Source organism: Streptomyces sp. NPDC059989, assembly GCF_042736975.1.
Taxonomy (GTDB): domain Bacteria; phylum Actinomycetota; class Actinomycetes; order Streptomycetales; family Streptomycetaceae; genus Streptomyces.
On the sequence record NZ_JBHWUO010000007.1, the window covers coordinates 84,712 to 110,705 of the forward strand.

Annotated in this window: 22 protein-coding genes and 5 pseudogenes; 21 read left to right on the plus strand and 6 right to left on the minus strand. The window is 68.4% G+C overall.

The window, feature by feature from the left end; genetic code table 11:
* Positions 1–454 precede the first annotated feature (454 nt).
* The 4 genes from ACFWBN_RS08670 (at position 455) to ACFWBN_RS08685 (ending at position 3,921) form a co-directional block, all read left to right on the plus strand.
* The gene (locus ACFWBN_RS08670) at positions 455–997 is read left to right on the plus strand and encodes a hypothetical protein (RefSeq protein WP_385172686.1); all 543 of its coding nucleotides are present in this window, start codon (positions 455–457) and stop codon (positions 995–997) included.
* 642 nt (positions 998–1,639) lie between these two features.
* Positions 1,640–2,236, plus strand: a complete 597-nt coding sequence (locus ACFWBN_RS08675; RefSeq protein ID WP_385172688.1) for a TIGR03086 family metal-binding protein — start codon at positions 1,640–1,642, stop codon at positions 2,234–2,236.
* A 383-nt stretch (positions 2,237–2,619) separates the two neighbouring features.
* Positions 2,620–3,195: a hypothetical protein gene (locus ACFWBN_RS08680; RefSeq protein WP_385172691.1), complete on the plus strand. Its 576-nt coding sequence runs from the start codon at positions 2,620–2,622 to the stop codon at positions 3,193–3,195.
* 360 nt (positions 3,196–3,555) lie between these two features.
* The gene (locus ACFWBN_RS08685) at positions 3,556–3,921 is read left to right on the plus strand and encodes a hypothetical protein (protein WP_385172693.1); all 366 of its coding nucleotides are present in this window, start codon (positions 3,556–3,558) and stop codon (positions 3,919–3,921) included.
* 78 nt (positions 3,922–3,999) lie between these two features.
* Here the strand turns inward: ACFWBN_RS08685 and ACFWBN_RS08690 are convergent.
* A pseudogene (locus tag ACFWBN_RS08690) lies at positions 4,000–4,215 on the minus strand (RICIN domain-containing protein); the annotation flags it as partial.
* A 681-nt stretch (positions 4,216–4,896) separates the two neighbouring features.
* Here ACFWBN_RS08690 and ACFWBN_RS08695 point away from each other — a divergent pair.
* The 10 genes and pseudogenes from ACFWBN_RS08695 (at position 4,897) to ACFWBN_RS08740 (ending at position 14,860) form a co-directional block, all read left to right on the plus strand.
* The gene (locus ACFWBN_RS08695) at positions 4,897–5,847 is read left to right on the plus strand and encodes an SDR family NAD(P)-dependent oxidoreductase (protein WP_385172696.1); all 951 of its coding nucleotides are present in this window, start codon (positions 4,897–4,899) and stop codon (positions 5,845–5,847) included.
* Between the two features lie 41 nt (positions 5,848–5,888).
* A pseudogene (locus tag ACFWBN_RS08700) lies at positions 5,889–6,060 on the plus strand (transposase); the annotation flags it as partial.
* Between the two features lie 264 nt (positions 6,061–6,324).
* Positions 6,325–6,915, plus strand: a complete 591-nt coding sequence (locus ACFWBN_RS08705) for an SMI1/KNR4 family protein (protein ID WP_385172701.1) — start codon at positions 6,325–6,327, stop codon at positions 6,913–6,915.
* 132 nt (positions 6,916–7,047) lie between these two features.
* On the plus strand, positions 7,048–7,728 hold the full coding sequence (locus tag ACFWBN_RS08710; RefSeq protein ID WP_385172704.1) for a hypothetical protein: 681 nt from the start codon (positions 7,048–7,050) through the stop codon (positions 7,726–7,728).
* A gap of 255 nt (positions 7,729–7,983) precedes the next feature.
* The gene (locus ACFWBN_RS08715; RefSeq protein ID WP_385172707.1) at positions 7,984–9,294 is read left to right on the plus strand and encodes a hypothetical protein; all 1,311 of its coding nucleotides are present in this window, start codon (positions 7,984–7,986) and stop codon (positions 9,292–9,294) included.
* Between the two features lie 197 nt (positions 9,295–9,491).
* Positions 9,492–10,241, plus strand: a pseudogene (locus ACFWBN_RS08720) (transposase family protein).
* A 124-nt stretch (positions 10,242–10,365) separates the two neighbouring features.
* Positions 10,366–10,698 carry a hypothetical protein gene (locus ACFWBN_RS08725; RefSeq protein WP_385172710.1) on the plus strand — a complete coding sequence of 111 codons (333 nt, stop codon included), beginning with the start codon at positions 10,366–10,368 and terminating at the stop codon, positions 10,696–10,698.
* An 833-nt stretch (positions 10,699–11,531) separates the two neighbouring features.
* The gene (locus tag ACFWBN_RS08730; RefSeq protein WP_385172713.1) at positions 11,532–12,455 is read left to right on the plus strand and encodes a hypothetical protein; all 924 of its coding nucleotides are present in this window, start codon (positions 11,532–11,534) and stop codon (positions 12,453–12,455) included.
* Positions 12,456–13,182: 727 nt separating this feature from the next.
* Positions 13,183–14,220: a PP2C family protein-serine/threonine phosphatase gene (locus ACFWBN_RS08735; protein ID WP_385172715.1), complete on the plus strand. Its 1,038-nt coding sequence runs from the start codon at positions 13,183–13,185 to the stop codon at positions 14,218–14,220.
* 130 nt (positions 14,221–14,350) lie between these two features.
* The gene (locus ACFWBN_RS08740) at positions 14,351–14,860 is read left to right on the plus strand and encodes an NUDIX hydrolase (RefSeq protein WP_385173088.1); all 510 of its coding nucleotides are present in this window, start codon (positions 14,351–14,353) and stop codon (positions 14,858–14,860) included.
* Positions 14,861–15,321: 461 nt separating this feature from the next.
* Here ACFWBN_RS08740 and ACFWBN_RS08745 read toward each other — a convergent pair whose 3' ends face one another.
* The 5 genes and pseudogenes from ACFWBN_RS08745 to ACFWBN_RS08765 all read right to left on the minus strand — a co-directional run.
* Positions 15,322–15,801 carry a hypothetical protein gene (locus ACFWBN_RS08745; protein WP_385172718.1) on the minus strand — a complete coding sequence of 160 codons (480 nt, stop codon included), beginning with the start codon at positions 15,799–15,801 and terminating at the stop codon, positions 15,322–15,324.
* A 441-nt stretch (positions 15,802–16,242) separates the two neighbouring features.
* Complete coding sequence (locus ACFWBN_RS08750) at positions 16,243–16,611, minus strand: PRC-barrel domain-containing protein (RefSeq protein ID WP_385172721.1); 369 nt, start codon at positions 16,609–16,611, stop codon at positions 16,243–16,245.
* Between the two features lie 367 nt (positions 16,612–16,978).
* A complete protein-coding gene (locus tag ACFWBN_RS08755; protein ID WP_385173090.1) occupies positions 16,979–17,164 on the minus strand; it encodes a hydrophobic protein in 186 nt (61 codons plus the stop codon).
* 803 nt (positions 17,165–17,967) lie between these two features.
* The gene (locus ACFWBN_RS08760; RefSeq protein ID WP_385172724.1) at positions 17,968–18,591 is read right to left on the minus strand and encodes a flavodoxin family protein; all 624 of its coding nucleotides are present in this window, start codon (positions 18,589–18,591) and stop codon (positions 17,968–17,970) included.
* Positions 18,592–18,788: 197 nt separating this feature from the next.
* A pseudogene (locus ACFWBN_RS08765) lies at positions 18,789–19,067 on the minus strand (DUF1622 domain-containing protein); the annotation flags it as partial.
* Positions 19,068–19,170: 103 nt separating this feature from the next.
* On the opposite strand from ACFWBN_RS08765, the pseudogene ACFWBN_RS08770 reads away from it, so the two are divergent.
* The 7 genes and pseudogenes from ACFWBN_RS08770 to ACFWBN_RS08800 all read left to right on the plus strand — a co-directional run.
* Positions 19,171–20,139 (plus strand): annotated as a pseudogene (locus ACFWBN_RS08770) (magnesium and cobalt transport protein CorA); the annotation flags it as partial.
* 120 nt (positions 20,140–20,259) lie between these two features.
* Positions 20,260–21,306, plus strand: a complete 1,047-nt coding sequence (locus tag ACFWBN_RS08775) for a YihY/virulence factor BrkB family protein (RefSeq protein WP_385173093.1) — start codon at positions 20,260–20,262, stop codon at positions 21,304–21,306.
* A gap of 337 nt (positions 21,307–21,643) precedes the next feature.
* The gene (locus ACFWBN_RS08780; RefSeq protein WP_385173096.1) at positions 21,644–22,285 is read left to right on the plus strand and encodes a HemK2/MTQ2 family protein methyltransferase; all 642 of its coding nucleotides are present in this window, start codon (positions 21,644–21,646) and stop codon (positions 22,283–22,285) included.
* A complete protein-coding gene (locus ACFWBN_RS08785; protein ID WP_385172727.1) occupies positions 22,269–22,529 on the plus strand; it encodes a CDGSH iron-sulfur domain-containing protein in 261 nt (86 codons plus the stop codon). The genes ACFWBN_RS08780 and ACFWBN_RS08785 overlap by 17 nt, the downstream gene beginning before the upstream one ends.
* Positions 22,526–23,551 carry an iron-containing redox enzyme family protein gene (locus ACFWBN_RS08790; protein ID WP_385172730.1) on the plus strand — a complete coding sequence of 342 codons (1,026 nt, stop codon included), beginning with the start codon at positions 22,526–22,528 and terminating at the stop codon, positions 23,549–23,551. The genes ACFWBN_RS08785 and ACFWBN_RS08790 overlap by 4 nt, the downstream gene beginning before the upstream one ends.
* A 267-nt stretch (positions 23,552–23,818) precedes the next feature.
* Positions 23,819–24,283, plus strand: coding sequence for an SRPBCC family protein (locus ACFWBN_RS08795; RefSeq protein WP_385172733.1), 465 nt, complete (start codon positions 23,819–23,821; stop codon positions 24,281–24,283).
* A complete protein-coding gene (locus ACFWBN_RS08800) occupies positions 24,276–25,865 on the plus strand; it encodes a phytoene desaturase family protein (RefSeq protein ID WP_385172737.1) in 1,590 nt (529 codons plus the stop codon). Before ACFWBN_RS08795 ends, ACFWBN_RS08800 begins: the two co-directional genes overlap by 8 nt.
* Positions 25,866–25,994: the final 129 nt, after the last annotated feature.

Sequence of the window (25,994 nt, forward strand, 5' to 3'; positions counted from 1 at the left end):
CACACAGGCCGGGGCTGCCCAGCTGGAGCACCGGGGGGGTGACGACGAGGCTCCGCGCGGCCTCGATCGTCGGCCCGTGAGAAGGGCGGTGTCAATGCCGAGCAGCACACAACGACCGACCGCGTCCTGCGTGACGCCTCGTCACGGGCCGGAGAGATCGCAGCGCGGTGAGGACGACCGGAATCTGACCATCGAGGCATTCCCCACCACCTGCTCAGGCCTGGGCCAGACTTGAGCACCGAGGTTTCCCACCTGCGGGCGTGGCGGCTTTCCACAGTGCATGGGAGGCTGGCCGGCCAGGTCGGGGTGGGACGAGGGCGGGCGGAGCTCGGATCAATCAGGTTCGACCAGGTCCTGGACCGTCTCGGGAACCGTTCCCCAAGATCCTGCGTGACCTCTTGATGGGTAGTCGGCTGGTGGAGGGGACCGGATGAGAACGCGGACGATGGTGAGCATGGCGGTATCGGCCTGCGTGGCGCTGATGGCGTGCGGGTGCGGTCCGGAGAAAACGAAGGAGGACGCGGACGCGAAGCCTTCGCACCCGTCCGCGTCCACACGGGCAAATGAGCCATTGGCCACGCCGTCCGCGTCCGCTGGGACGGAGAAGCCGTCTGCCACCCCGACCGGTAGCCAGCCCGCGCCGAGGACGAAGGAGCGGGCGATCCAGCGGTACGAGCAGTACCTCCACGCCCTCGGCCACGAGGACATCGGCACGGTCTGCGAAGTGGCCGGTCCCGGCGCGAAGAAGGCAGAGGACCAGGGATTCGGTCCGTGCACGTCGACGTACGTGATCGTGTTTCAGATGATTTCACCCGCGCAGAAGAAGGCCCTGCAAACAGCGACGGTCGATCCGCAGCGCATCGCCGTGCGCACGCCCGACAAGATCGAGATGCCGCTCGAAGCGGTCAGGGCATCCGCTACCTTCTCCGAGAGCGACCTCGGCAGCTACACCCTGGAGTACCTCGGGAACGATTACTACATCACTGACGGAACGTGACGCGTCGTGCGCGGAGCCGCCTGGTAGGAGCAGACCAATCCCACGGCTTTCATGTCCCCGGGTGAGGCAGTGCATCTGGGGCTGGTCGGTGTGCCGTCGTGCCTCGATGCGCGGGAGGGCTTTCAGTCCTCGGTGATACCGGTGTCCGAGTCCGTCGTCTTGGGTGATGCGGATGGTCTCCCCAGAGCGGGTGGCGCCGGCGAGTTCGGCCGCGATCCGGTTGTAGGCGGTGGTGGCCGGCGCCCAGTCGGCTTCCAGGACGGTGGCGGTGGCCCTGCCCGCCGTCGAGGACGTCAAGGAGGGCCACATCCAGGCCGCACTCTCCTGACGCTGTGCACTTCACGTGACTCCTCGACTACGTTCCATTACGGATGCTCGTATCTCCCCTCACGCAGCTCAGCCGACACGGCGTTTCAAGCCCTTCACTGGCTGACGGGCGTCCGGCCGCACTGGCATCGGCGGTAAACGGCAGACGGCGGTCGCCGGGACAGTGCCGCCGCCCTCCGGATTGCCCGAGCAGGTGCCCGCAGGCGGCTGTACGGGGCGCTCGCGGTGGCGGATCCCGCGATAGCGATGCGATGGAGTGCGGGGGCGAAGCGACACGGAGCGATGAGTTCTGGCGTCGCCAACGGTCTCTGATACATGGAGAAGATGGAGCACATCGATCTGGGAACGGCCGCGGAGCGGGTGGCACGGCTCGCCGAGGGCATCGGCGACGAGCGGCTCGGGGACCCGACGCCGTGTGCGGAGTACGGGGTACGGGAGGTGCTCGCGCATGTCGCAGGGCTGAGCGTGGCCTTCCGCGACGCGGCCCGCAAGGACTTCGGTCCGTCGACCGGCAAGCCGCCCGGCTCGGTCCGGCCGGTCCTGGCGGACGACTGGCGTACGGCGCTGCCGAAGGCGCTGGACGCGCTGGCCGCGGCCTGGCGCGAGCCAGGTGCTTGGGAGGGGGACACTCAGGCGGGCGGCGTCGAGCTGCCGGCCTCCGTCATGGGCATGGTCGCCTTGAACGAGTTGCTGATCCACGGCTGGGACCTCGCGCGGGCGACGGGCCAGGCGTACGAGGTGAGCGAGGAGGAACTGGCTGTGTCCGAGGGCCTGCTGACTCCAGAGGAAGACGCTCCGGCCGAGGAGGGATTCTTCGGCCCGATCGTCGCGGTCCCGCACGACGCGCCCATGCTCGACCGTGTGGTGGGCCTGAGCGGGCGCCGCCCGGACTGGCGTCCGCCGGCGTCGTGATCGATGAGCGACGTGTGATGTGCGGTGGTTGGCGACAGGTGATCGGCGGTAGCTTCCTGGTGTGCGGCGTGCGGCGCCGACGACCAGGCCGAGGAGCTGATGGCCGCCGCCCGCAGCGCCCCTTAACGTACCTGGAGGGGAATCCCTGTCCGCAGTGAGTGGCAAGCACCAGGGCGAACTGTCGCCGTCGTCAGAGTGTCGTCCGCCGGTGGACGTACCGTGCTGCAGCCCACGAGCGCGTATCCCGGGTGGGATCCGGGATCCCCCCTCTTGCTCCCAAGTCCACCGCACCCTTTACGCGGGCGCCGTCCGGGGCTTTGCTGGGAGGCATGACGGGCTGGGGCGGTGGCTTACGGGCACGGCGGCGAGCGACGAGCCTGCTGGTGTCGATGATGTTCCCCTTTGTGGTGGGTGGGCTGGCGTACGCATGTTCGCGTGGGCACGCCCTGGGCACGCTCTCCGGTGGGTGGGCGATCGCCGGCATCGTGGTGGCGGCGGCGCTGGGGGCGGTGGTGTTCCTCTTTGGGCTGGGCGGCGAGTCGTTCGCCGCTCATCTGGCGGGGCTGGCTGCCGTCATCGGGGTCTTCCTGGTCTCCGGCCATGTGGAGCAGGCTGTCCTCGAAGAGCGCGGGGTGGAGATCAGCTGCGTTGTACGGGACGTCGACAGGCGCGTCGAGACGAGCACGTCCACCGATGCCCAGGGGCACTCGACCACGACGACCAGCACGTACTACGACCACAAGCTCGATTGCCCGTTGGGTGGACCGGACGAGCTGAACGGCAGGAACTCCAAGCTGGCCGAGGTCGGAGCCGACCTTGCCGTGGTCTACGACCCCAGGGGCAAGGTCTCGCCGCAGCCGGCGCGATCCCTCGATCCGGCCGGCCTGCGCATGTGGGCGCTCATTGCGCTGGGCGCGTCGCTGTTGCTGGGCGTGGGCGCCGCCATCGACGACTGGTAAGGCGCCGGAACACGGCCTTTGCGGGCGGGGCGGGGTACCGGCAGCGCCGAACTCCCGGACGATCTCGCCCGTTCCGCTACCGCGCCGGACGAGGTGGACACCGCGCACGACCTGCGCATGTATCCCGCGACGTTCGCCATCGACTTCGCCCGTGATCAGCGGGCGACCCGGGTGGAGGTCGGCCGCGGTGAATCGCCCGGCCATGGAGGCAGTTGGGCGCACGGCGCCGGGGCAATGTGCTCGATGCTTGGGCTGCCTGGCTGGGCGCCGACTTGGTGCTGGGGTCATCGTTTGGTTTATGAGGGAACCCCAAGAGCCTCACGGGCATCTACCAGCTAGGACACGTTGAAGGGGTGGGCCGTGCTGGGTTCCGAGGTGAGTGCCAACGGCCGGGGGCGGGGCGTCCGTTGGTTGTGGGCGCCAGCGCTGGCAAATCTGCTGATTGGTGTGGTCGCCATCATTCCAGGCTTGTGCATCCGCTGGCTCACTACGGAGTACCCGTTGGTGGACTGCGGCCGTGGCATCGGCTGTGACAAGGAAGCGTCTGAAACAGCAACGGTCATGACGTACGGCGCCGTGCTCAGCGGGCTGTTCGTCCTGGGGATGGTGTTGGTCGTAGATGTCCTCATCCCACGACAAGAGGGCGGGCGACTTCACCAGTGGCTTGGCATGGCTGTGCTGGTCCCGGTTCCCTTCGCCGTCAGTCAGGCTCTGGTCTGGATATAGCGCCTGGCAGGGCTGCGGCAGCCGGCGAGCCAGGACTGTTGTAATTGACATACCAGGTGCGTTGCTGTCGAGGTGGTACGCGTACCACTTCTGGTCGTTCAGCCCCGTGCAGTTGTACTGGAAGACAGGCGCGCCGTCTGCGGACCCCTGGGCGGTGAGACACTTCCCGCTGTAGCCGTTTCGGATCTCCGCGGGAACGCTGCTGGAGTTGACGCTCCAGCTCTGGTCCTCGTAGTTCCCGCAGGTGGTCTGCGTTGCGCGGGACCCGTGGCTGCCGTTCGCCAGGACGACCAGTCTGTGATCTTTTCAGCCTCAAAGTGGTGCAGTGTGAGCGGCTGTCAGTGGCTTTCCGCGGCAACCGCGGGCACCTGCTCGTGCGTTCGGGGCCAAGGACCTGACGATGAATAACTCCGTGGTCTGACTGGATGGTTGGGGCCGCAGGCCGGGTGTGGCAAGAGAGGACAGAGGCTGTGCTGGTGGATACGTTCACCAAGTTGGTGCCGCACCTGGGCGAGCGGCAGCGGCGCCTGGCGCTGACGGCAGTGGTCCGGCAAGTGGCGTCATGTCCCTCTTGGTCAGGTGAGCCCGAGGAGATTGAGTGTCCGCTTGGGGTCACGGGCGTTGCGTCGCTGGGGGTTGGCGAGCTGTGCGGGGTTGGCCCGGTCGCCCCGTCGTGGTGGTGCCTGAAGGGGCGATCGGCCGCGGGCGTTCCTACCGGGAACGCCTGCGGCCGACCTGGTCGTTGACCTGGGCTCGGCCGCCCCTCCGATGGCCGGGCCGGCGTGCATGCCTGGTGTTGCCGGCGCCGGATGGTCGGGCTACGGGCCATCACCGTGTAGGTGGGATGTCGGCCGCCTGGCGGGACTGTCGGTGATCCATGGGCCCTGTGTCGGTGGCCGCTGGAACCGTGGGGTTCGAGTTCCGGCGGAGCAGTCGCAGCGCAGCCGCCTTCACCAGCAAGGGAGCCCCGTCGCCATGTCGTCCTCATCCTCCACCCCGCCGTGGAATGTCCAACGGCTGCCGCGTGCCGATGGCCGCGTCTTCCTGGTCACCGGCGGCAACGCCGGCATCGGGTACTTCGTCGCGGAGCAGTTGTCGGCGACCGGAGCCACCGTCGTACTCGGCAGCCGGAATCCCGCCAAGGCCGAGGCCGCCACGGCCTCGATCCGTGCGCGTGTTGCTGGTGCGCGGGTGCGGGCCGTACCGCTGGACCTCGCCGACCTCTCGTCGCTCGGAACAGCGGTGGAATCACTGGAGGTTGAGCGCCTTGACGCGGTAGTCCACAACGCCGGCGTCGCGCTCGACGACCCGCCGCGCAGGGAGACCGAGGGCGGTCACGAGCTCATGTTCGGCACGAACCACCTCGGGCACTTCGCCTTGACCCAGTGGCTGATGCCGCTGCTTTCTGCCGCGCCGGCAGCCCGCGTCGTGACCATGGGCAGCTTCGCGGCAAAGTCCGAGCGGCTCGACCTGGACGACCTGCAGTCCCGGAAGGGCTACCAGCCCAAGCGCACTTACGGACGCTCCAAGTTGGCGCAGATGTACTTCGGCGTCGAACTCGACCGCCGCCTGCGCGCTGCCGGCAGCACGGTGACGAGCGTGGTGGTCCATCCCGGCGGCGCGCTGGACTCCCTCACCCCGTCACGGCCGCCGGTTCATATGCGAACCACCGGCGCCCGGTTGAGCGCGGCGCCTGCGGCCCTCCTCGTCCAGGGCAAGCACGCCGGTGCATGGCCCGCAGTCCGAGCGGTGCTCGACCCGGCCGTGTGTGGAGGCCAGTTGTGGGGACCACGCGTCTTCGGCCTGCGCGGCGAGCCCCGGCATGTGCCGATGTGGAACCACCTCGCCGACACCTCCGTCGCGGCGCGGTTGTGGGACGCAAGCTGTGAGCTGACCGGCGTCGGCCCCGGTGTCATCCCCGGCTAACCCTGGGCACGCGCTGGCAAGCCTTGAGTACACCCAGGGCGGCCGAGCATCGACGAGGGCACGGCGCGATGTACGACGCCGCTGAACAGGCGGAACGTCGACGTGTCGCGGCTGCGGCCGCGGCAGCTGCCGGCCGGGCTGCCGCGGCCCGAGGCCGCCGACGGCCACCTGGTCCTGGCGGTGGACGTCACCCACTGTTTCCGGCCGGACGCGGCCAATGGAAGGCAGGCGACCACGACATCCTGATCGTCCTCGACGCCCGTTGCGACGCTCCGCTTGGTCAAACTGGTCGGGTGTGAGTTCGGGGCGTCTGGAACGATGCGCCCGTGCATGCTGATGATCAGGTTGGTGAGGGTGTCCCCACGGAGCTCGCGGCGTTCCTGCGGGGGTGCGGTCGACGGCCGCCCGGTGAAGATCGCTCCTTCCGTACCTGCACCTCTCAGCTTGCTGCTGAACCCGGGTGAGATGCTTCAGCTCATGATTGAGCCGCCTCTGATCGGCATTACGCCGGTGATTCCGCCCGTTGCCACCTCCTGGCAGCGCATCGACGTATGGCTGGCCCGGCATGCGCCCGCTCGACTCGCAGAGCTGCGTCCTCCGGCTTCGCCACATGCCATCGACCAGCTCGAAGTCGTGTTGGGCGTACGCCTTCCCACCGACCTCCGCGCATCACTGCTGTGCCACGACGGAGATTCGTCCCATCTCGGCATATTGCCATGCGGCCCGCTGTACTCCACGGATGCAATCGCCGATGTGAGACAGGGGCGCATGAGGATCTGGGAGGGCGAGGACGACCCAGACGAGCAGGAGACTCCGTGGTGGGGAACGCGATGGATCCCCTTCGCCGGCGGAGATGGCGATGAGCACTTCATCGATGCGGGTCCGGGCTTGTGGCATGACCATCTCGGTCGCGCCCCGCACGCCGACCATGCCTACTTCCTGGGGTGGCCGAGCCTTGGGTCCTGGCTCCACGAGGTGGCCGAGGCCATGGAGCAGCACGATCGGATCGACTGGCTCGATGCCGTCGCCCATCCCTCCGTCGACGAGGAAGGAGAGATCGACTGGTGAGCAGAGGGACGCGTCTGGTGGACTCGCGTATCCAGCTGTCGCCTGTTGGCTTGTCCATTTCAGGTTCGTCACTGATCGTGACACTCCTCGCGACGGAGTCGGAGTGTCAGAGGCATCCGGTTGGATGAGCGCGTGACTGTCTATGACGTAGCCCGCCAGCTTCCCGCCATCGCCGAACTACGGAACCTGTGCCGCTCACTTGCGATGCTCGATGCGATCCTGAGCCCGGACTGGGAAAGTCGGTACTACTCCTTCAACGCGGGTTGGGCTGCCGGCGAGGAGATGGCCTCGATGCGCAACGGATCGGGGGACGAGTACTCCATCGTGTTTTCGGCAGCCGGAGGTTACGTTCGTGGCTTCAGCCATGAATCGGCGATGAGCCCATATGGCAACGATGGTGAGCCTTGGCCGGGAGTGATCGACGAAGTCCCCGAGGCTTTTCGGCCCTTCGTGGAGGAGCCCGCGTTCACCGACGAGGACGGTGTGCCCGTCGTAACAGCCTGCCTGTGGCGAAGTGAGACCGACGCTCAATGGCGCCACGGGACGATCGACTTTCCCGAGGGCCGTGCCGATCCTGATGGGACGACCGGCCTGTTCCAGCTCCTGGTAGCGCGTTCCCCGGAAGCGTTCCAGCGCTTCGCCGAGGATTACTACGAGGTCAACGTGGACCTGGAAGCGGTCAGCCATGTGTATGCCTTGCGCCCGCTGGACCAGGAACTCGTATCGTCGCTGAACGCAGAGGTCGCCCTGGCGGACCTGGCCCAGGACATCTCCGAAATCGGCTATCCGCATCCCGATCCGCAGTCGATCTGACTGCTGCACCAGTCCCGGTGAGTTCGCCTGTTCAACTGTCAGCGGCGTGTCGCGGAGTCCAGCCGGATGGTGACCATAGGTGATCATCGGCGGCATATCGGGTCCAGTTGCTGCCAGTCTGTGCGGCGAGCCTGGCCCGGAGCGGTCCGATGTGCGGCGGGCGACGCCAGGGCGCTGTGATTCGCATAGGACGACCTTGCGCCGTTCGAGTTCGACGTCAGACGTAGGCTGCTGTCGGAGAACAAGGGGGAGACGATGACTGACGACCGCAAGACGACCGTGCCCGTGTGGACGCTGGCGACCGCTGATGTCCGAGTGCCAGGGTTGACCGCGGGCGAGTCGATGACAGCTGAGCGCCTGGCTGAACTGCGCGGAGTACTGGCCGTCCTGGCCGGCGAGCCGATCGTCACACTTGAGGTACATCCGCTGCCCGACAAGATCGACCGCGGTCGTGGCATCCCGCTCGACGCCGCGAGTCCCCTGGCGCAGCATCTGTCACAGTTCATCACGCAATCAGCGCGAAGTTCCCTTACGGTGGCCAGAGCGACCGCTTCCGGCGAGAGTCTGTATCGCATGGTGGTCCCGGCGAAGGTCGCCGCCCAGTTCGGGCAGGGCATCCTTCGCCCGATGGCGCCGAAGGGGGCGGCCGGTGGCATCTACGGTGAGCTGGTGAACTCGACGGGCAGGATCGCCTCCAAAGCGAGGTTCGTGCCGGTCGGAGGAGTGGCAGCGGCGGGCACGGTCGGTGGGGCCGGTGCGACCGCCGGGGCCGCGGCCGCCGGCGGCACGGCGCTCACCGTGGCCGCTCCGCTCGTGCTCATGGCCGTGGCGGTGGGAGTGAGCGCGCACGCCGACCACAAGCGCCGGCAGGCCATCGAACACATCACGAAACTGCTGGAGCAACTTCAGGAGGAGAAGCTCGACGACGAGCACAGCGAACTCGACGGCTGCCGGGACGCCATCGACAAAGCCACTGCCATTCTGCTCGACCAGGGCAAGCTCGGTGTCTCGCTGGGACTCGACTCGGCGGTGCATGCCATCAACACGGCGCTGGGCAAAGTCGACCGCCGCCTTGCCCGATGGCAGAGCGCGCTCGACAAACTGCCCGAGGGCGAGCCCGTCGAACTCGGCACGTTGACCAAGTCGTTCCCCGGCGTCGAAGACCATGGCGGCACGTTCCGCACCCACCTCGAGCTCGCTTCCCTGGCTATCGCGCTGAAGCGGCGGGTGGTTGTCCTCCAGGCCGTCGAGCACGCCCAGAGCGGCGCCGGCAATCCGTTCGAGAACTTCACCCGCGCACTCAAGCGCGATCAGCAGCGCCTCGACGAACTGGAGTCGAGCATCGCTGCTGTCCTGGTGCGCCTGTCGGCACTGGAACTGGCACGCCCCAACGGTTTGCTACCCGTCTTCACGACCGGTGAAGTCGATCGCCTCATGAGCGCGGCACACCGGATTCACAAGTTGGGTGACGGCGTCACGGTCAACAGCCGCACGACAGAGGTGGCGATTGAGATTGCCTGCGACAAGGACGGCTCGGTGGTCGTGTTCCCTGCGCTGCCCGCGTAGGCGCAGGCGCGCTCGCACTCACTTGGTGAGTCATGTGAGGTTGCCCGAAACCTCGAACGCGGTTGTGGCTCTCCTGGAGCGTGAGCCTTCTCCAACCTGACGGTGCCGGCCGTGTGTTGGACCGATCTGCGGAACGACGAAGCGCCTGGCAGGCGGGGTTCTCAACCAAGATCGCCCGTAGCCACAAGGATCTTCGTGTGCTTGTCCACCCGTCGTCGATCGACCTGTCCAGTCGCACCCTGCGGTACCTGACCGGACGACTCGCTGTGCGGCGAGCGGAGATCGGGACCAGGTGGCGGCGTCTGACCGCCGGCCGTCAGGCTCTCCTCGCCCTGGCCCATTTACGGTGCGGCGACACCTGTGCTCAGCTCGCCGCCGGGTTCGGTATCGGCATCGCGACCGCATACCGCTACATACACGAGGCCGTCTACGTGCTGGCCGCCCTTGCGTACACCCTGGCCGAGGCGATGCGCATCGCGCGGACCAAGGCGTTCGTGACCCTGGACGGCACCCTGCTGCCGATCGACCGGATCGCCGCCGACACCCCGTACTGCTCAGGCAAACACAAGCGCCGCGGCATGAACGTCCAAGTCCTCACCGACCCGTTCGGCCGCCTGCTGTGGGCCTCGCCCGCGCTGCCGGCTCCCCCCATGACCTGACCGCCGCCCGCACGGCATCGTCGAAGCACTCACCGATGCGAGTCTCAAATGCTGGGCTGCCAAGGCATACCAGGGCGCTGGCGGCTCCATCCGGGTACCCTTCCGCGGCCGCTGCCTCAAGGGTTGCCGCGCCGCCACAACAGCACGCACGCCAAGATCCGCTGCCTCGGCAAGCAGGCCGTGGCTGCCCTGAAAGGCCGGCGCCTCCCACGGCAGCTCCGCTGCAGCACCAACCGCATGACAGCGATCGTCCAGGCCGTCCTCGTCCTTCACCACGCGTCAGCGTGAGGTTAAAAGCTCACTGGGTAAAAAATAGTGCAAGGCCAGGCCCGCCTCAGTCGACCCGAGCCATCAACTTGGCCAAGCGCCGTCTGATTGAGGCGAGTTCGGCCGCGTGGCAGGATGCAGTCCCATGACGGACAACAGCCGGTCTTGGCCCAGCGGGATTCACGAGGATCAGATCGTCCAATGTGAGGTCACCGGACACCGCGGGCGCTTCGGTGTGGATGTCTCCATCGTCAAGCCTCAGCCGGGCGTCGCCGCCTTCATCGACTTCGTACTGCTGACCGACGAGCGCAGGCACCTGACCCCGGACGAGTTCCCGCCGATCGGGAGCCTGATCGATGCCGTGACCTTGGACGTTCACCCGAACGGCGAGCTACGACTGTGCGCGCGTCCCTCGTCAGTAGCACGTCAACGGATCCGGGACAGCTGGGGTGACGTCCAATCCGGGATGGACCCCTGACGACCAGCACCCGTGCCGCTCACAATTCCCTACGTTGTCTACGGGACCGGGAGAGCCCTGCGTATGGTCCGCCCTCGCAACGGTGCTGGGGCTGGGTATCGCCCTGCCCTTTTTCTGTCCGGTTAGTGATCACTGATGCGATGTGGGACCGGATCGAGCTGCTGGGTGCCTGCCGACTTCGATCCTGCCCATATCGAGGTCACGTTGATGATGGACGTCGATCCCGAGGGGATGGGGGAGAACGCCGTGTGCCGTACCGCTGCCACCACGGCCTGCGCGCCGTCCCGGAGCCGGTGAGCGGAGGGGACTTTCACTCGCTGTCCGTGCTGGGTACGGCCAGCGGGTTTTTGTGGCGGGTCTTCTCGAACCGTTCGAACTGCTTCTCGGCCGTCTTGTGGTCCTCGCGCAGCAGCACGATCGCGTCCATGTCCGTCTCCTCCACCGTGGCGTTGCGGGAACCGGCCTCGGCGGGGCACCAACACCACCATCGCTCCGCAGGCGACGAAGCCCCCTCGTTCAGGCATTGGACACACAGGCGCCCCAGCGCTCGCGGGTGCGGGCGCGGGCGCGGGCAAAGAGTCTGGCCGCACGTTACGCAACTGATCCAGGAGACCACCCTGAGCTGATCGTCCAGGGCGACTGTGACCCTGCTGCCAACGTCAGGGCCGACACCGGCCAACTCCAGCTGGGGCCGGTAGCGACACGTCTCCGATGGCATTGAGGGCCGCGCAGCGGCGCCCAGCCTGCGTCGCCCTGGACGGCCGAGCCCGGAGCGACCGTGTGATCATGGAGGTGTCGCATTCCTTCGCCCGCGAGGTGATCTTTTGACGAAGGTGGCATTGCGTCCCTACGCACTGTTGCCTCGGCAGTACGACGAACGGAAAGTGCTGGCCTCCACGATCGATCCGTGGGGCCGGGCTCTCTGGCTGATCTGCCCTGATACCCGTTTCCCCTACAGATGGGCCGGCCGGGACGTCCCGGCGCCCGCACATCTGCCCTTCGACGCCCTCGTCGTCATCAGCGACCGGGGTGAGGTCCGGGAACGGACCCTGCGCGGAGTGGCCGTGGACCCGGACGCCTTCGACGCCCTCCCGGGCGGTGGTTTCGTCCTCTCCGGCAACGGAGGGCCGAACGCTCGTTCCGGCCAGATCTTCGGCCCGGACGGCCGCTCTGGGCGCCGGTTCCCGCTGGGAACGCACCTCAAGCACCTGGTCGCGGACCGCCGGGCCGGCTTTTGGACCGGGTACGCCGACGAAGGGATATACAGCGAGGACCGTGTCAGCGCGGGCGGGCTGGTCCACTGGGACAACAGGGGCAACCGCGCCGGGGCCCTGCGCCCCGCGGCGCCTTACGACCACGTGGCGGAGGTCAACACCATCAACGTCTCCGACTCCGACTCCGACTCCACGGTCCACACCATGTACCGGCCCGGCGCACCGCTCGTCGAAACGGGGCCCAGCGGGATACTCCGTATCCGCGCCCTGCCGGTCTCGGCCCCGTTCGGCATGGCGATCCGCGGTGACCGGCTGCTCCTGCTCGGCGGGCGCGAGCGGGGCATCGACACCGCTACCGGCGTGGATGCCGTCCACCACCTGAGACTGACGGACGACGGAGCGGTCGTCACCGGCCGCGATGGCCTCGTCTTCCCGAACGGCGATCCCGTCAGACGCTACGCCCTCCCCGTTTGCCGGGGTCCACACCTCTCCCTGCGCACTCTCCGCACGCTGCGGCAGTGGTGGGTACTGACCGTGCCATAGCCCTCGGCTTGTACGGGGTGGTGGCGACCTGGCACCGAGGCGACACGGGTCGCCGAAGGCGTGCGGAAGCTTGAGCGCCGCAGCCGGCCAGACTGGCCGGCTGCGGCGCTCAAGTCATACGTGTGACCGAGTGCCGTAGTCGGCCCCTGAGCGTTCCGGTCGGCCCGGGTGAGTGCTGTGGAGGGCCCGCCCGGTCTGGTTCGCTGATCTCGTGATCCATTGCGGACCGAACCTGTCCGCAAGTAGGGGCATTTTCAGAAGTTGGCGGTGCGGCCGACCGGACTTCGAACGAGTGCGGGGGCTCCGGCGGGCACGCCGTGCGGCGCTGTGGCCGCACAGGCTCAAACTTCCTACGGAGAGGCGCAACCGTGCCCCACATCGTGCTGCTGGAAAAGGGCCTGAACCACGCCCCACCGGGTTGCTGAACAACCTCACCCCCCACCAGTACGGCCGGCCCAGGCTCGGACCTGGGCGCCCTACTTTGCCGACGGGGCCAGGTAGGGCGCTCAGTAACACCGCCTGGTGCCCTGTTCCGGCACAAGGTGATCAGTGACAGCAAGGTTCGAGTGGCGCGGGCCGTAGGGGCACTCATCGACTGTGGAGCGGGAGGGACGGGTAGCCGACCCTGTTCGTCAGAGCGCGATGCCCTCATTACGTAGATACTCTGGGAAGCGTGATCGAGTCTGGACGGCCGCGGCTTCGTAGGCGCCCCGGCCCGGGAAGACTTGTGCGGCTGTCGCCGGTCATACTGACCATCGTCATTGCCAGCCTGGCATACACCACGCCGCCGGAAATGGCCTTCAGTCGCCTCCTGCCCGCGGCGCCGGCCCTCGCGGCCGCCATGTGGCCGGTCCTCCCCACCGTCTTGCTCGGGACGGTCTGCCTCTTCCTGATGATCGGTCTCAGCCTCGTCTTCCCCGATCTGGGCACGTGGTGGACGGCTGCGGGGATCATCGCGGTCACCGTGGCCGCCGCGTACGGAAGCCATGTCCGGCTCCAGCGGGAACGCACGCTCTTCCAGGTACGGCTCGTCGCCGACGCGGCGCAGCAGGTGGTGCTGAGCCCTATGCCACGCCGCTTCGGGATGGTCGAGATCGAGTCGCTGTACCTCGCGGCCGCGGCGGAGGCCCGCATCGGCGGGGACTTCTACGAGGTGGTCGACACGCCTTACGGGGTGAGGCTGCTCATCGGTGACGTGCGGGGCAAGGGCCTGCCGGCAGTGGGAGCGGCCGCGGCGATCGTCAATGCCTTCCGGGAGGCGGCCTACGGCGAGACCGACATGGTCGACGTCGCACGCAGACTGGACGCCAGCAGCACCCGATACAACGCCGCCTTTCCCCCCGAGGGGCCGATGGAGCGCTTCGCCACCGCCCTCCTCGTCGAGATCCCGCACGGGGGCAGACGTATCGACATCCTCAACTGCGGACACCCCCCGCCACTGCTCCTGAACCGGGGGGAGCTCCGTGTCCTCGAGTCGGCCACCCCATCGCCGCTGCTCAGCCTGGCGGAGTTGATCGGCGATCAGTACACCGTCGACACCTTCGACTTCGCCCCCGGCGACCTGCTGCTTCTCTATACGGACGGGATCGCCGAGGCTCGTGCCCGTGACGGCGAGTTCTTCCCGTTGGCAGCTTGGATGCGTCGACAACCCCCGACGCCGCCCCGCGAACTGCTCACGGCTCTTCACCGCGATCTCCTCCGCTACAGCAGAGGCCGCCTTGACGACGACGTCGCGGCCCTCGCCGTACGCTTGAGTGAGCCCTGACTTCTGCCGCTTGTGTCCATCCGTGACGGGCCCACCGACGCCCCACGACGACTGGGCTCCCCTTTGGGAATTGCGAATGATTGCTGCATGGCCACCGCAGGCGCGCGCAGGTCGTCAAGCTGCGGCCGGTATGAGGGCCTGCGGCCCACGCCGAGCACCTTGTCGCTCTGCCGGGGTGGGAACAGGACGGAGACACTCTCACCCGCAGGTATCCGTGACCAGGACTCCCGCTACGCCAGCAGCCCCGTTCTCACGCATCAAGATCCGCACCGGGGCGCTGGTGTTCTGCCGCGGCGACGTTGCTCTCATCCACCGTGATCGCGCCGCTTCCATCCGCTACACCCCACCCGGCGGCAATGTCGAGGAGCACGGCGAAGACCTCACCTCCGCCCTGTGCAGGGAGCTCGCCGAGGAACTCGGCCTGGACACCGAGCAGGCCGACGGCAGTGACCTGCTGTGGGTCATCGACCAGCGCGTTACCAGGCCCGGCCTGACACCGCCCCCGCGTAAGCTCCACGTGATCTACTGCCTCCACACGACTCCCAACCTCCGGTGCGCTCCCGACGCTCCCGACATTGCCTCAACCGCAGCTCGTCAGGGTTCCGACCGGCCTACGAGCATGATGCGGTCGCGGAGTTGACCCTCTGCCCAGGCCCAGATCGACGCACAGGTCCATCCAGCCACTGCCACCAACCAGGGCTCGACTGAGTGACAGACACCTAGAGATTCCATAGCGGAGACGTGAGGAGCTCGTCCGCGCCTGAGACCAGGACGAAGCACAGGACCGCCAACTCGCCCCGGTCCAGGCGGCCGTCGTCCGATAACGGCATACGGAGCGCGTTCGGGCGCAGGCTGGGTCCACTTGACCAACGGCGCCCGCCAGGACGGTTGGATACGAGACTCAGGCACGGCGAGGCCCCCCTTCGACGACGCCGATCATAGGTACTGCGGCCACTAGAGGTGAGTCCTTCATCCGGATCACTCCGTGCCGGCCACTCGGTCAACTGCAGGTGGCCGGCTGGGCCACGACCGAGGGGACCCAAGCATTGCGAGCACAACGACCCCGCAAGGCCGCTGTCACGCCGACCATGCACGAGGTCGTTAGTCGGGGAGGACCACGGACACCAAATAGACGCTCACGCGGTCCCCCTGCTCGTCGACGAGCAGATCGAAGGTGGGATTCTTGGGCGTGGTGAAGGTCGTGTGCATGCGGTACGACCGCCCGGGCGTCAGCTTCAGCCCGAGCGCCTCCATGGTGTCCTCCGGGAACGGCGTCTTGGCCGGTGGAACGCGCTTCCCGTCGAGGATGGTCTCGCCGTAGGGCCACGAGGTGGAGTACGCGAGCTCGACGCCGTGGTCCGTGAGGTACTCGTCCGCACAGGACTTCGACGCGGTGAAGCTCAGTGTCATCTGCGGTCCGAACATCTTGGAACCGGAGAAGCGCACGTCTTCCGTTTCACAGGCCGGAAGCTGCAGTCCGAACGTGTCCAACATCTCCTGCTGTGAGGCACCGCAACCGGACAGCAGGAGACCGGCCGCGGCCGCGGCGACGGCGGAACGGATCACCGTGCGTGTGCGCATCGAGCCCCCTTCCGTCCGCAGCGACCATGCATGCACCCTCTGAGATTCCTCCACCACAACCCACCCCTGAACGTGTTCAACTGAACGTGTTCAAGGTACATCATGTCGAGGCTCTACATTTCCGCGGATGTCGCTTGGCCCTCCCCGAGCCTGAAGCCGCCTGTGACTTGAGGCAACGCCTGGCCGCAGCTCGCGGCCGAACCGCCCCGACCTGGCCGCCCGTCCTGGCGGCGGCGCGTGCGATGGCACACGGGGCTGACGGTGAATGACTCGGCGCCGACGGGGGTGGGGGGTGCGTCTCGGCAACCCCGCGAGCTGTCAACGGGTTGCGTGGCAGAAGTGGATGACTTGTCCGTGCAGACCGTTGCCGGTGACCGCGATGACGCCGGTCCCGGCACCCAGGGAGGGTGCCGGGACCGGCGTCATCGGGCGGGAAAGCGATCAGGCGGGGCGGCCACCGAAGGGGGCGCCGGTGCCGTAGTACGTGCCCAGCTCCTCGCGGTAGCCGGCGTTGTCGAGGTGCTTGTCCCGGTGGAACTCCGGGGCGTTCTTGATCTGTTCCTTGGTGCGGTCGACGAAGATCTTCCGCTCCTCAGGGTCGACCTTGACGACCGTGCTCGCCGGCAGCAGGACTTCCTTGCCGAAGATCCATACTCCGGTGTCCACGACCAGGTAGGCGTCACCGACCTCGTCGGAGTGCTTGTCGACCTTGCCGATACTGCCGTCGGTCGCCTCGACCTTGTATTCGGTCAGGTCCGTACCGGCCAGGTGGCCCGCGGTCGGCTGGTAACTCCACACATGTTCAGTCACGCGAAAACAACTCCTCCGGTCAATGGGGGGCGGCGGGGAAAGGATGCTCCGCCGATCCTCCTTGTTCCGTACGGTGTGTTCGGCGGATGTGCTGCGTTCCGCCTGGACTTCGTCTGCCCCGCTTTCACTGCTCCACGCACCCGGATCGAATGCGGACCGGGGCGGTCGTCGATCGTTGGAGGTGAGCAGGTTCCCTGCTGCGTCACGGCGACCGCCCCGGCTGCTCTCCGGGTACCCTTGAAATCCGCTTTTAGCAGTTACGGGTTCACAAGGTCTGTAGACGCGACGACATGGCGGTGGCCGGCCGCCCTGAGGAGGGGGGCCGGCCGCCGCCATGCATTATCTGAACTGGGCTGATGTCGTGCGACTACCAGCGATACCAGCGGCCGCTACCGCCCTTTGGCCGGGCGACGAATCCGATCAGCCACAGGATCAGGACTGCGATGGCCACCCACCAGAGAATCTTCACCGCGAAACCCGCGCCGAAGAGGATCAGGGCCAGCAGAAGAACGATAAGCAGGGGAACCATAGTTATCAACCTCCGAACCATCATCTGCCCGACCGCATCCAGGGCATGCATTCGATTCCTATTTGTTTCTTATCCCTGCCGCTGGGCATGAGAACTTGCCCGTTTTCCGCGGCAGTTCGTGATGGCACTTCGATGGGAGTGTGTCGGTGGCCGGCACGTCCGGTGAGACGCTGCCTTATCTCGCTTGGTCCAATCGGCCGCCTCTATGGGTTCCAACAGCTGAACGGGACCGTGGACTTCGAACTCGGCGACGCCGACAGGCTCCTGCGCGAGACGGTCTACGAGGAGCAGGCCGCACGGGTCGGGCGAGACATCGGCGACGAGCTTGCCGGCGGGCGCGCACGTTCCCACGGCCTGCCGGTGGGCCACGTACCCACCCATCGCACCGCTGACGGCCACGGCCGACCACATGCGGGCCTTCGCCGAGCGGCCGTGGAGCCGCGCCGTCAGGGACGCGGTGTAGCAGGCCGCTGCAGCGACGTTGGAGAACGCGTGTGCCAGGCCGGCCCTGGCCTGTTCGGGCGGCAGGTCCGCCCAGTCCACCCAGCCAGCCATCGCTGCCCGGGCTACCCCGGCCAGTCCGACGGCGGTCAGGGTGGTCGACGCGCGTCGTGCTCAAGCCGGTTCAGGTCGTCAGCCGCCATGCCGAGCGGTATCGACCGCTGTTGTCGTCCAAGCGGCGGATGGCGACGAGCTGCTCGGTCGAGTTCGAGGCGTGGTCGACCATGCGATGTCTCGTTCCGTCGGGCTCATGGGCGGGGGTACTTCTGGTCCTTCTGGTCGCGGGCGCGCCTCTCGGCGCCCACGAAGAGAAGCGAATCCGTGGATCAACTCGCCGGGTAAGGGGCTGCCTTGAGACGGCGGGCGAGGTGGGCCGTGTTCGCGGCGAGAGTGGCCGCGGTGGCGGCGGTCTTGGCGGGGGTCTTGTCGAGGTCCTGGTAGTCGGTGCCCTGCATGGCTTCGCCGACCCAGTAGGTGACGGCGTTCGGGGCGAGGGAGAAGCCGACGTCGTTCAGGCCCTGGAAGAGGTCGGCGGCGACCTTGTGCGCGCCGTCCTCGTTGCCCACGACACACACCGCGGCGACCTTGCCGTAGGTGAGCATGCGGCCCTCGTCGTCGGTCTCGGAGATCTCCGCGTCCAGCCGCTCCAGGACCCGCTGGGCGATGCTCGACGGGTGGCCCAGCCAGATGGGCGTGGAGACGATCAGGATGTCGCAGCCCAGGACCGTGTCCCGGATCTCCGGCCAGGCGTCTCCGTCGCCCATGTCGGTCTTCACACCGGACTTCACTTCGTGGTCGGCGATCCGGATGGTCTTCCCGGTGACGCCGTGCTCGGCGAGGGCGGCCATGGTCTGCTCGGCCAGCAGCTGAGAACTCGAGGGAGCGGGGGAGGGGAAGAGGGTGCAGACGAGCGCGACAGCGCGGAGCGGGGTGTGATGGTTGGGATCCATGCAGTCCGGCTACCCGCGCACCTCTCTTTGATGTCGCAAGCGATGCGGCTCATCCTTTTTGGCTCAGTCCGAGACGATGCGGAAGCCGCGGCAGCGTGCCCCTGCGTCCTGGTCCGATATCCCGCCGGCTGCTGCGCGATCTCCCGGGTGAGGAAGAAGTTCAGGATGGTGCGGATGGCGGCGATGGCTGCCAGCTGCCCGATCTCTGTGAAGCTGGGCGCGGCCGCCGTGCGCAGGACGTCGCCCGCGAGCTGGAATTCCAGGCCGAGGATGAGGAAGCGGCCCAGGCTGAGTCGGATCTGGTTGAACTCGCTGATGAGCGATCGCCTGCGGATTCCGGTCGTGGCGAATCGCGCGACCGCCCACACGGCCTCCGCGAAGATGACCAGAGCGCCGGCCGCCTCGATGGCATGGACGAGCCACCCGATGGCCTCCCGCACCGCGGATTCGGACAAGAGTTCCTCTGGCAGTGTCATCCGGTCCGCGTACCCACTTGCAGCCGAGAAACGGTGGCTGGAACATGCGTGCGAGCAGCCCGCGGGTGCGCATGAAATCGAGGTTCCGAAGCATGCGCGGCGTATGGAATGCGTGGTGTACGAGGAGCGGTCGGGCCGGTCGGAGACGGTCGAGTGCGGACTTGAAGACGAGGCCTGCCGACTGGTGCTGAAGCGGCTGCGCGGGCTGGGCGACGGCGAGTTCGGCTGGGTGCGTCTGGTCGACCCGGCCGAAAGGGAGCTCGTGCAGTTGGCCGAGGAGCTGGGCCTGCACCCCCTGGCCGTCGAGGACGCCGTTCAAGCGCGCCAGCGGCCGAAGAGAGAGCGCTTCGGCGACGTGCTGGCCGTCGCGCTGAAAACTCTCTGGTACGTCGAGGAGGAAGCGGCGGTGGAGACCGGCGAGTTGATGCTCTTCGTCGGGCCCCGCTACGTACTCACTGTCCGTCATGGCGAGGTGGATCCCGCAGCCGAAGCAGCCCGCAGGCTGGAAGTAGAGCCGTCCATGCTGCGCTTTGGCCCGTTGTCGGTTCTGCATGCCGTCCTCGACGTCGTCGTCGACGCCTACAGCGAGGCCGCCGAGACGGTGCGCGCCACGCTCGACCGGCTGGAGGACCGCGTCTTCTCGTCCTCCCGCATCGACCACACCGAGGACATCTACTCCCTGAAACGGGAGGTACGCGAGTTCCGTGACGCCGTACAGCCGCTGGTCCCGGTCCTGCCCGGCCTGCTGAGCGGTCTGGCCGAGGGCGAGCGTCCGGCGAAGATCCTGCCCTACTTCCGGGACGTGGCCGACAACCTGCACCGCACCGACACCGAAGTGCGGACGCTCGACGAACTGCTCAACTCGGTCCTCGACGCGCAGCAAGCCCGGGTGGGCACCTGGCAGAACGACGACATGCGGCGCATCTCCGCCTGGGCCGCGATCTTCGCGATCCCCACCATGGTCGCCGGTGTCTACGGAATGAATTTCGAGCACATGCCGGAGCTCGGCTGGAGCTACGGCTATCTCTTCGCGCTAGGCCTCATGGCGATGGCGTCAGGCTTCCTCTATCGCTCCTTCCGCCGCAATGGCTGGCTTGGGAAATCCGGATCCGCGAGACGCGCCTCGCACGAGGGAATGAGCTTCCGAGTGCCGTACCGGCATGAGTGGCGCCGGGGTGGAAAGCCGCTGGGTATGACACCCTCACCGAACCGGGGCCAGGGCAGCGACCGTGAACGCGCCGATGCCGAGCGGAACGCCGCGGCCGGCCCGAGCGGGCTGGTCGAGGAGCGGGCCCCGGATCAGCCCTCGGACCTGCCGGCGCGCTCCTGGAGGGCGGTACTGCGCGGCACGGTCAAGGAGTTCCGGAACGACGAGCTGGCCGACCGCGCCGCGGCCCTGACCTACTACGGGGTGCTGGCGCTCTTCCCCGCCCTCCTGGTTCTCGTCTCCCTGCTGGGCCTGGCCGGTGAGTCGACGACCGAGCGGCTGTTGCACAACCTGCAGCAGCTGACTCCCGGCTCCGCCCGGGACGTGATCAGAGACGCGGTCGAGCAGCTGCAGGGCCACAGCGGCGTCGGGTCGCTGATGGCGATCGTGGGTCTCGTCGTGGCGCTGTGGTCCGCCTCCGGCTACGTGGCCGCGTTCATCCGCTCGGCGAACGCCGTCTACGACATGCCCGAAGGCCGACCGGTGTGGCAAGTGCTGCCGCTGCGCCTGGCGCTCACCGTCGCGCTGATGGTCCTCGCCTGCGCCGGCGCGCTGATCGTCGTCTTCACCGGTGGCCTGGCACGGCAGGCGGGGACCGCCCTGGGGATCGGCGACAGCGCCCTGACGGTGTGGTCGATCGCGAAATGGCCGGTCCTGGTGTTCCTCGTCACGATCATGATCGCGCTCCTGTACTGGGCGGCGCCGAACGCCAAGGGCCGCGGATTCAGGTGGGTGACGCCGGGCAGTGTCCTGGCCCTGGTGATCTGGATGATCGCCTCGGCCGGCTTCGCCTTTTACGTCGCGCACTTCGCTTCTTACAACAAGACGTACGGCACGGTCGCCGGTGTGATCGTCTTCCTGGTCTGGCTGTGGATCACCAATCTCGCGATCCTCCTCGGGTTGGAGTTCGACGCGGAGCTGGCCCGCCAGCGGGCGATCGCCGGCGGCCTGCCCGAGGACGAGGAACCGTATGTCCAGCCCCGAGAAACCCGCGCCTGGAGCGAGCAGGACCGCCACCGCATGGAGCAGTGATCGCGACAACGGTGTGCGCATCGCAAAAGGGGAGACTCCGCATGCGCCCGATGGAGCGGCAGGTGCAAGTCATATTCCTGCCGAAATTCTGCCGAAGGGTCAAGGAGCGCTTTTCCCCATGTTTGCCGGTGGGGACGGAATGCGGCCGCTGGGGAACCGAGAGGTTCGATATTGTCTGATCCTCTGAAGATCGACGAGAATTTGACTGGGCCCCTTCGTCGAGGGCAGTCGCTGGATGTCGGCAATTGCAGCGGTCCGCTCCGCGGGCCGCATTCGAATCCGGAGGTGCCCGTTGCCCGGTACGACTCTGTCCTTGCCCGCGCTGCCAGCCCCGCTGATGTCCCTGCCGGGCGTCTACCAGCCACAGTCGGACACCCTTCTCCTCGGGGAGGCACTCGCCCATGAGGAGCTCGGGCCGCGGACCGACGCGCTGGAGATCGGTACGGGCACCGGTGCGCTGGCCCTGCGCGCCGCGGGCAGGGGAGCCCGGGTCACGGCGGTCGACGTCTCCTGGCCCGCTGTGGTCACGGCGCGGCTGAACGCCCTGCGTCTGCGACTGCCCGTGCGCGTCCTGCACGGCGACTTCGCGGCACGCACCGCGGGGCGCCGTTTCGACCTGGTCGTCGCGAATCCGCCATACGTCCCCGCCCCTGGCGACCGGCTCCCGTCGCACGGGCCGGAGCGTGCCTGGGACGCCGGCCCCGACGGGCGCGCGGTCATCGACCGGATCTGCGCGAGAGCCCCGGCCCTGCTGCGTCGTGGGGGTGTCCTGCTCATGGTGCACTCGGGGATGTGTGGGGCCGAGGAGACGCTCGACCGCCTGACCGGAGCGGGGCTGGCCGCAGGGGTCACCGCGAGGGCCTCGGTGCCGTGGGGCCCGGTCCTGCGTTCGCGACGGGCCTGGCTGGAGCAACAGGGTCTGGCCGCCGAAGCCGAGGAGTGGGAAGAGCTGGTGATCATCCGTGCCCAGTCCCTCTGACAGCGCCCAGGCCCGGACCTCCCTACGGGCGGACGCCCGCCGGATGTCCGTGGACCCCCAGGGCCCGGTCCTGGTGGAGGGCCCGGTCGAGATCGTCCTGGACGACGGGACGGTCGCCCGGTCCGACCGCTTCATGGTCGCGGTGTGCACCTGCCGCCGAAGCCGCACCTACCCCTGGTGCGACACCAGCCACCGCCGTCGTGAGCGAGCCGACTCGCCGCCCGAAGACAGGAAAGCCCGATGACCCCGGCCGGCCCGAGCGCGACGGCAACCGCCGGCCCCCGCCTGGTCGAGGGGCGGGGCGAGCTGTCCGGCGCCGTGGCGGCGGCCCTGAGACACGGCGGCCCGCCGGTGTACGCTGCGGCTGCCGTGCTGAAGGCAGACCCGTGGGGTGAGGACCTCCAGCTCGCGCTGTACCTGCTGTACGAGCTGCACTACCGCGGCTTCGACGGCGTGGACGACGAGCGGGAATGGGACCCGGACCTGCTGCGGCTGCGCCAGTCGCTGGAGACCCGCTTCCTCCACGCCCTGCGCACCGAGCTGCCCGACGCTCCCCGATCGGTCGAGGAGGCCTTCGCCCCGCTCCTCGTCGAGCCCGCCGACCCCTCGGGCGGCGTGAGCCGCCTCCTCGAAACCGAGGGCCGGCGCTGGCAGTTGCGCGAGTACGCAGCCCTGCGCTCCCTTTACCACCTCAAGGAGGCGGACCCGCACGCCTGGGTCATCCCCCGGCTCACCGGGCGGGCCAAGGCCGCCATGGTCGCCATCGAGTACGACGAGTTCGGCGCCGGCCGGGCCGAGCGCATCCACGCACGGCTCTTCGCGGACCTCATGGCCGACCTGGAGTTGGATGCCGCCTACGGCCGGTACCTGGACTGCGCGCCGGCGCCTTTGCTGGCAACCGTGAACCTGATGTCCCTCTTCGGGCTCCACCGTGCCCTGCGCGGCGCTCTCGTAGGCCACTTCGCGTGCGTGGAGGTCACCTCCTCGCCGGGGTCCAGGCGCATGGCCAAGGCCATGCGGCGCGTCGGAGCGGGGCCTGCCGCCGAGCACTTCTACGCCGAACACGTGGAGGCCGACGCCGTTCACGAACAGGTCGTACGCCACGAGGTCATCGCAGGCCTGCTGGCCGACGAGCCGGGCCTCGAGGCGGACGTTGCCTTCGGCTGCGCGGCTACCGTCCTGCTGGAGGACCGCCTCGCGATCCACATCCTCGAGGCCTGGGATCGGGGGTGCAGTGCGTTGCATTCGCCCTTGCCGGGGCCGTGAGGGGCGGGCCCCGCCAACGGCATCGGCACGTCGGCTACGTCACGCCAGTCCCGCTGCTGATACGGCGGTTCCGGAGCCGACGCGACCACTTGGGCGAACGGTGGGACGATGGCAGGACCAGCGGTAGAGGCGCTTGCACCCGTGCGCGCTCCGTTTCGCACGCCCGGTGCTTCCAGGTCCGAGCTGAGCTCCGGCACATGATGGGCCTCGCCCGCTGATCCGCGGTGGTCCCGGCACGCTCTCCGTTCCGGCAGAAGGACTTCTCTCATGGCCGTCCGAAACCAGCTGATTCACCGGCCCCCGCACGCCGTGTGGGCGGTGCTTGCCGATCCGACCCTGTACGGGGAATGGGTGGTGGGCCCGTCCGAGTCCTCACCGCTCGATCAGGCTTGGCCCGAGGTCGGCTCCCGGCTCCGTTACACCGTGCGGCTGGGGCCCTGGGCGGCAGAAGGGGTGACGACCGTACGCCACCGGGAGCCGGGCAGGGAGCTGGAACTGGAGGCGTCGCTCAGGGCTCTGGGCACCGCGAGGATCTTCCTCCAGCTGCGGCCGTGGGGCGAGGACACGCTGGTCGTCTGTGACGAGCACCCATTGCGCGGCTTGGGCGGCGCCCTGCACAACCCCGCCATCGAAGCCCTGCTCCAGCTCCGGCATCGAGGGATGCTGGCCCGCCTGGCCAGGATCGTGGAGCAGGAGCACGCAGGGGCAGGGGCAGGGGCCCGCCATGCCTGACGCGGTGGTGATCGGCGCGGGCCCGAACGGGCTGGTGGCCGCGAACCTGCTGGTCGACGCCGGCTGGAGCGTGGAAGTCCTGGAGGCACAGCCGGAGCCCGGTGGCGCGGTACGCAGCGACCGCGGTGTTCACCCTGACTACGTCTCCGATCTCTTCAGCGCCTTCTACCCCTTGGCCGCCGCCTCCCCGGTCCTCGCCCGCCTCGACCTCGCCGCCGAAGGCCTGCGCTGGAGCCATGCCCCGTCCGTCCTGGCCCATCCGTTGAGGGACGGCAGGTGCGCGGTGCTGGAGCGTCGCGTGGAAGGGACCGCGGCCGGGTTGGCAGGATTCGCGGCGCCCGACGGGGACGCCTGGCGGGACATGTACCGGGTCTGGAGCCGTGTCGGTCCTGACCTGGTCCAAGCACTGTTCACCCCATTCCCCCCGGTCCGGTCCGGCCTCCGGCTCGCGGCGAAGCTGCGGGCCGCGGGCGGACTCCGGCTGGCCCGGAACCTCGCCCTGCCGGTGCGCCGCTTCGGCGAGGAGGAGTTCGCCGGAGAGGGCGGCCGGCTCCTGATGGCCGGCAACGCCCTCCACGCCGACCTGGCCCCCGAGGCCGTCGGCAGCGGCGGCTTCGGCTGGCTGATGTCGATGCTCGGCCAGAGCCACGGCTTTCCGGTACCCGTCGGAGGGGCCGGTGCCCTGACCGCGGCGCTCGTGAGGCGCCTCCAGCGCCGCGGAGGCGTTCTGCGCTGCGGGGAACGCGTTGCCTCCGTCGTCGTACGCGGTGGCGCGGCGGTCGGGGTCAGGACCGAGGGCGGGGAGACGGTCGACGCGCGCCGGGCCATCCTCGCCGACACGTCGGCACCGGCCCTGTACCGGGACCTCGTCGGCGAGGAGCACCTTCCGGCCCGCCTGCTGCGGGACCTGGAACGCTTCCAGTGGGACTTCGCGACCTTCAAGGTCGACTGGGCGCTGACCGGCCCGGTGCCGTGGACGGCGCCGCAGGCCGCCGGAGCGGGGACGGTCCACGTGGCCGACGGCATCGACGGCCTGACCCGGTTCGCCTCGCAGATCGCCATGGGACAGGTTCCCGACGAGCCGTTCGCCCTGTTCGGCCAGATGACCACGGCGGATCCCAGCCGCTCACCGGCCGGCACGGAATCGGCGTGGGCCTACACCCACCTCCCGCAGCACATCACCTCCGACGCCGGCCCCGACCGCATCACCGGCCGCTGGGACGCCCGCGAGCAGGAAGCATTGGCCGACCGCATCGAAGCGCAGGTGGAACGGTTCGCACCCGGTTTCCGTGCGCTGATCGGCGCCCGTCGCATCCTGGCCCCCACCACCCTCCAGGCCATGAACGAGAACCTCCACAACGGAGCGATCAACAACGGCACCGCCGCCCTCCACCAACAGGCGATCTTCCGCCCCACCCCCGGCACCGGCAGGCCCGAGACGCCCGTCAAGCGCCTCTACCTCGCCTCCGCGGCCGCCCACCCCGGCGGCGGCGTCCACGGCGCCCCGGGCGCGAACGCGGCCCGAGCCGCCCTGCGACCCCACGGACTCCACACCCTCCTCCACCGCGCCCAACGCGTCTGAACCGCCCGACCTGGGACGCTTTCCCGCCGGGCCCGCTGCACACCCGCCGTACAGCCCCCCGTCGAGGCACGAGAGCGCTCTCAGACTCTTGACAGGGGCATGTCCGGAAGGTTTCACTCCCCCCAGGTC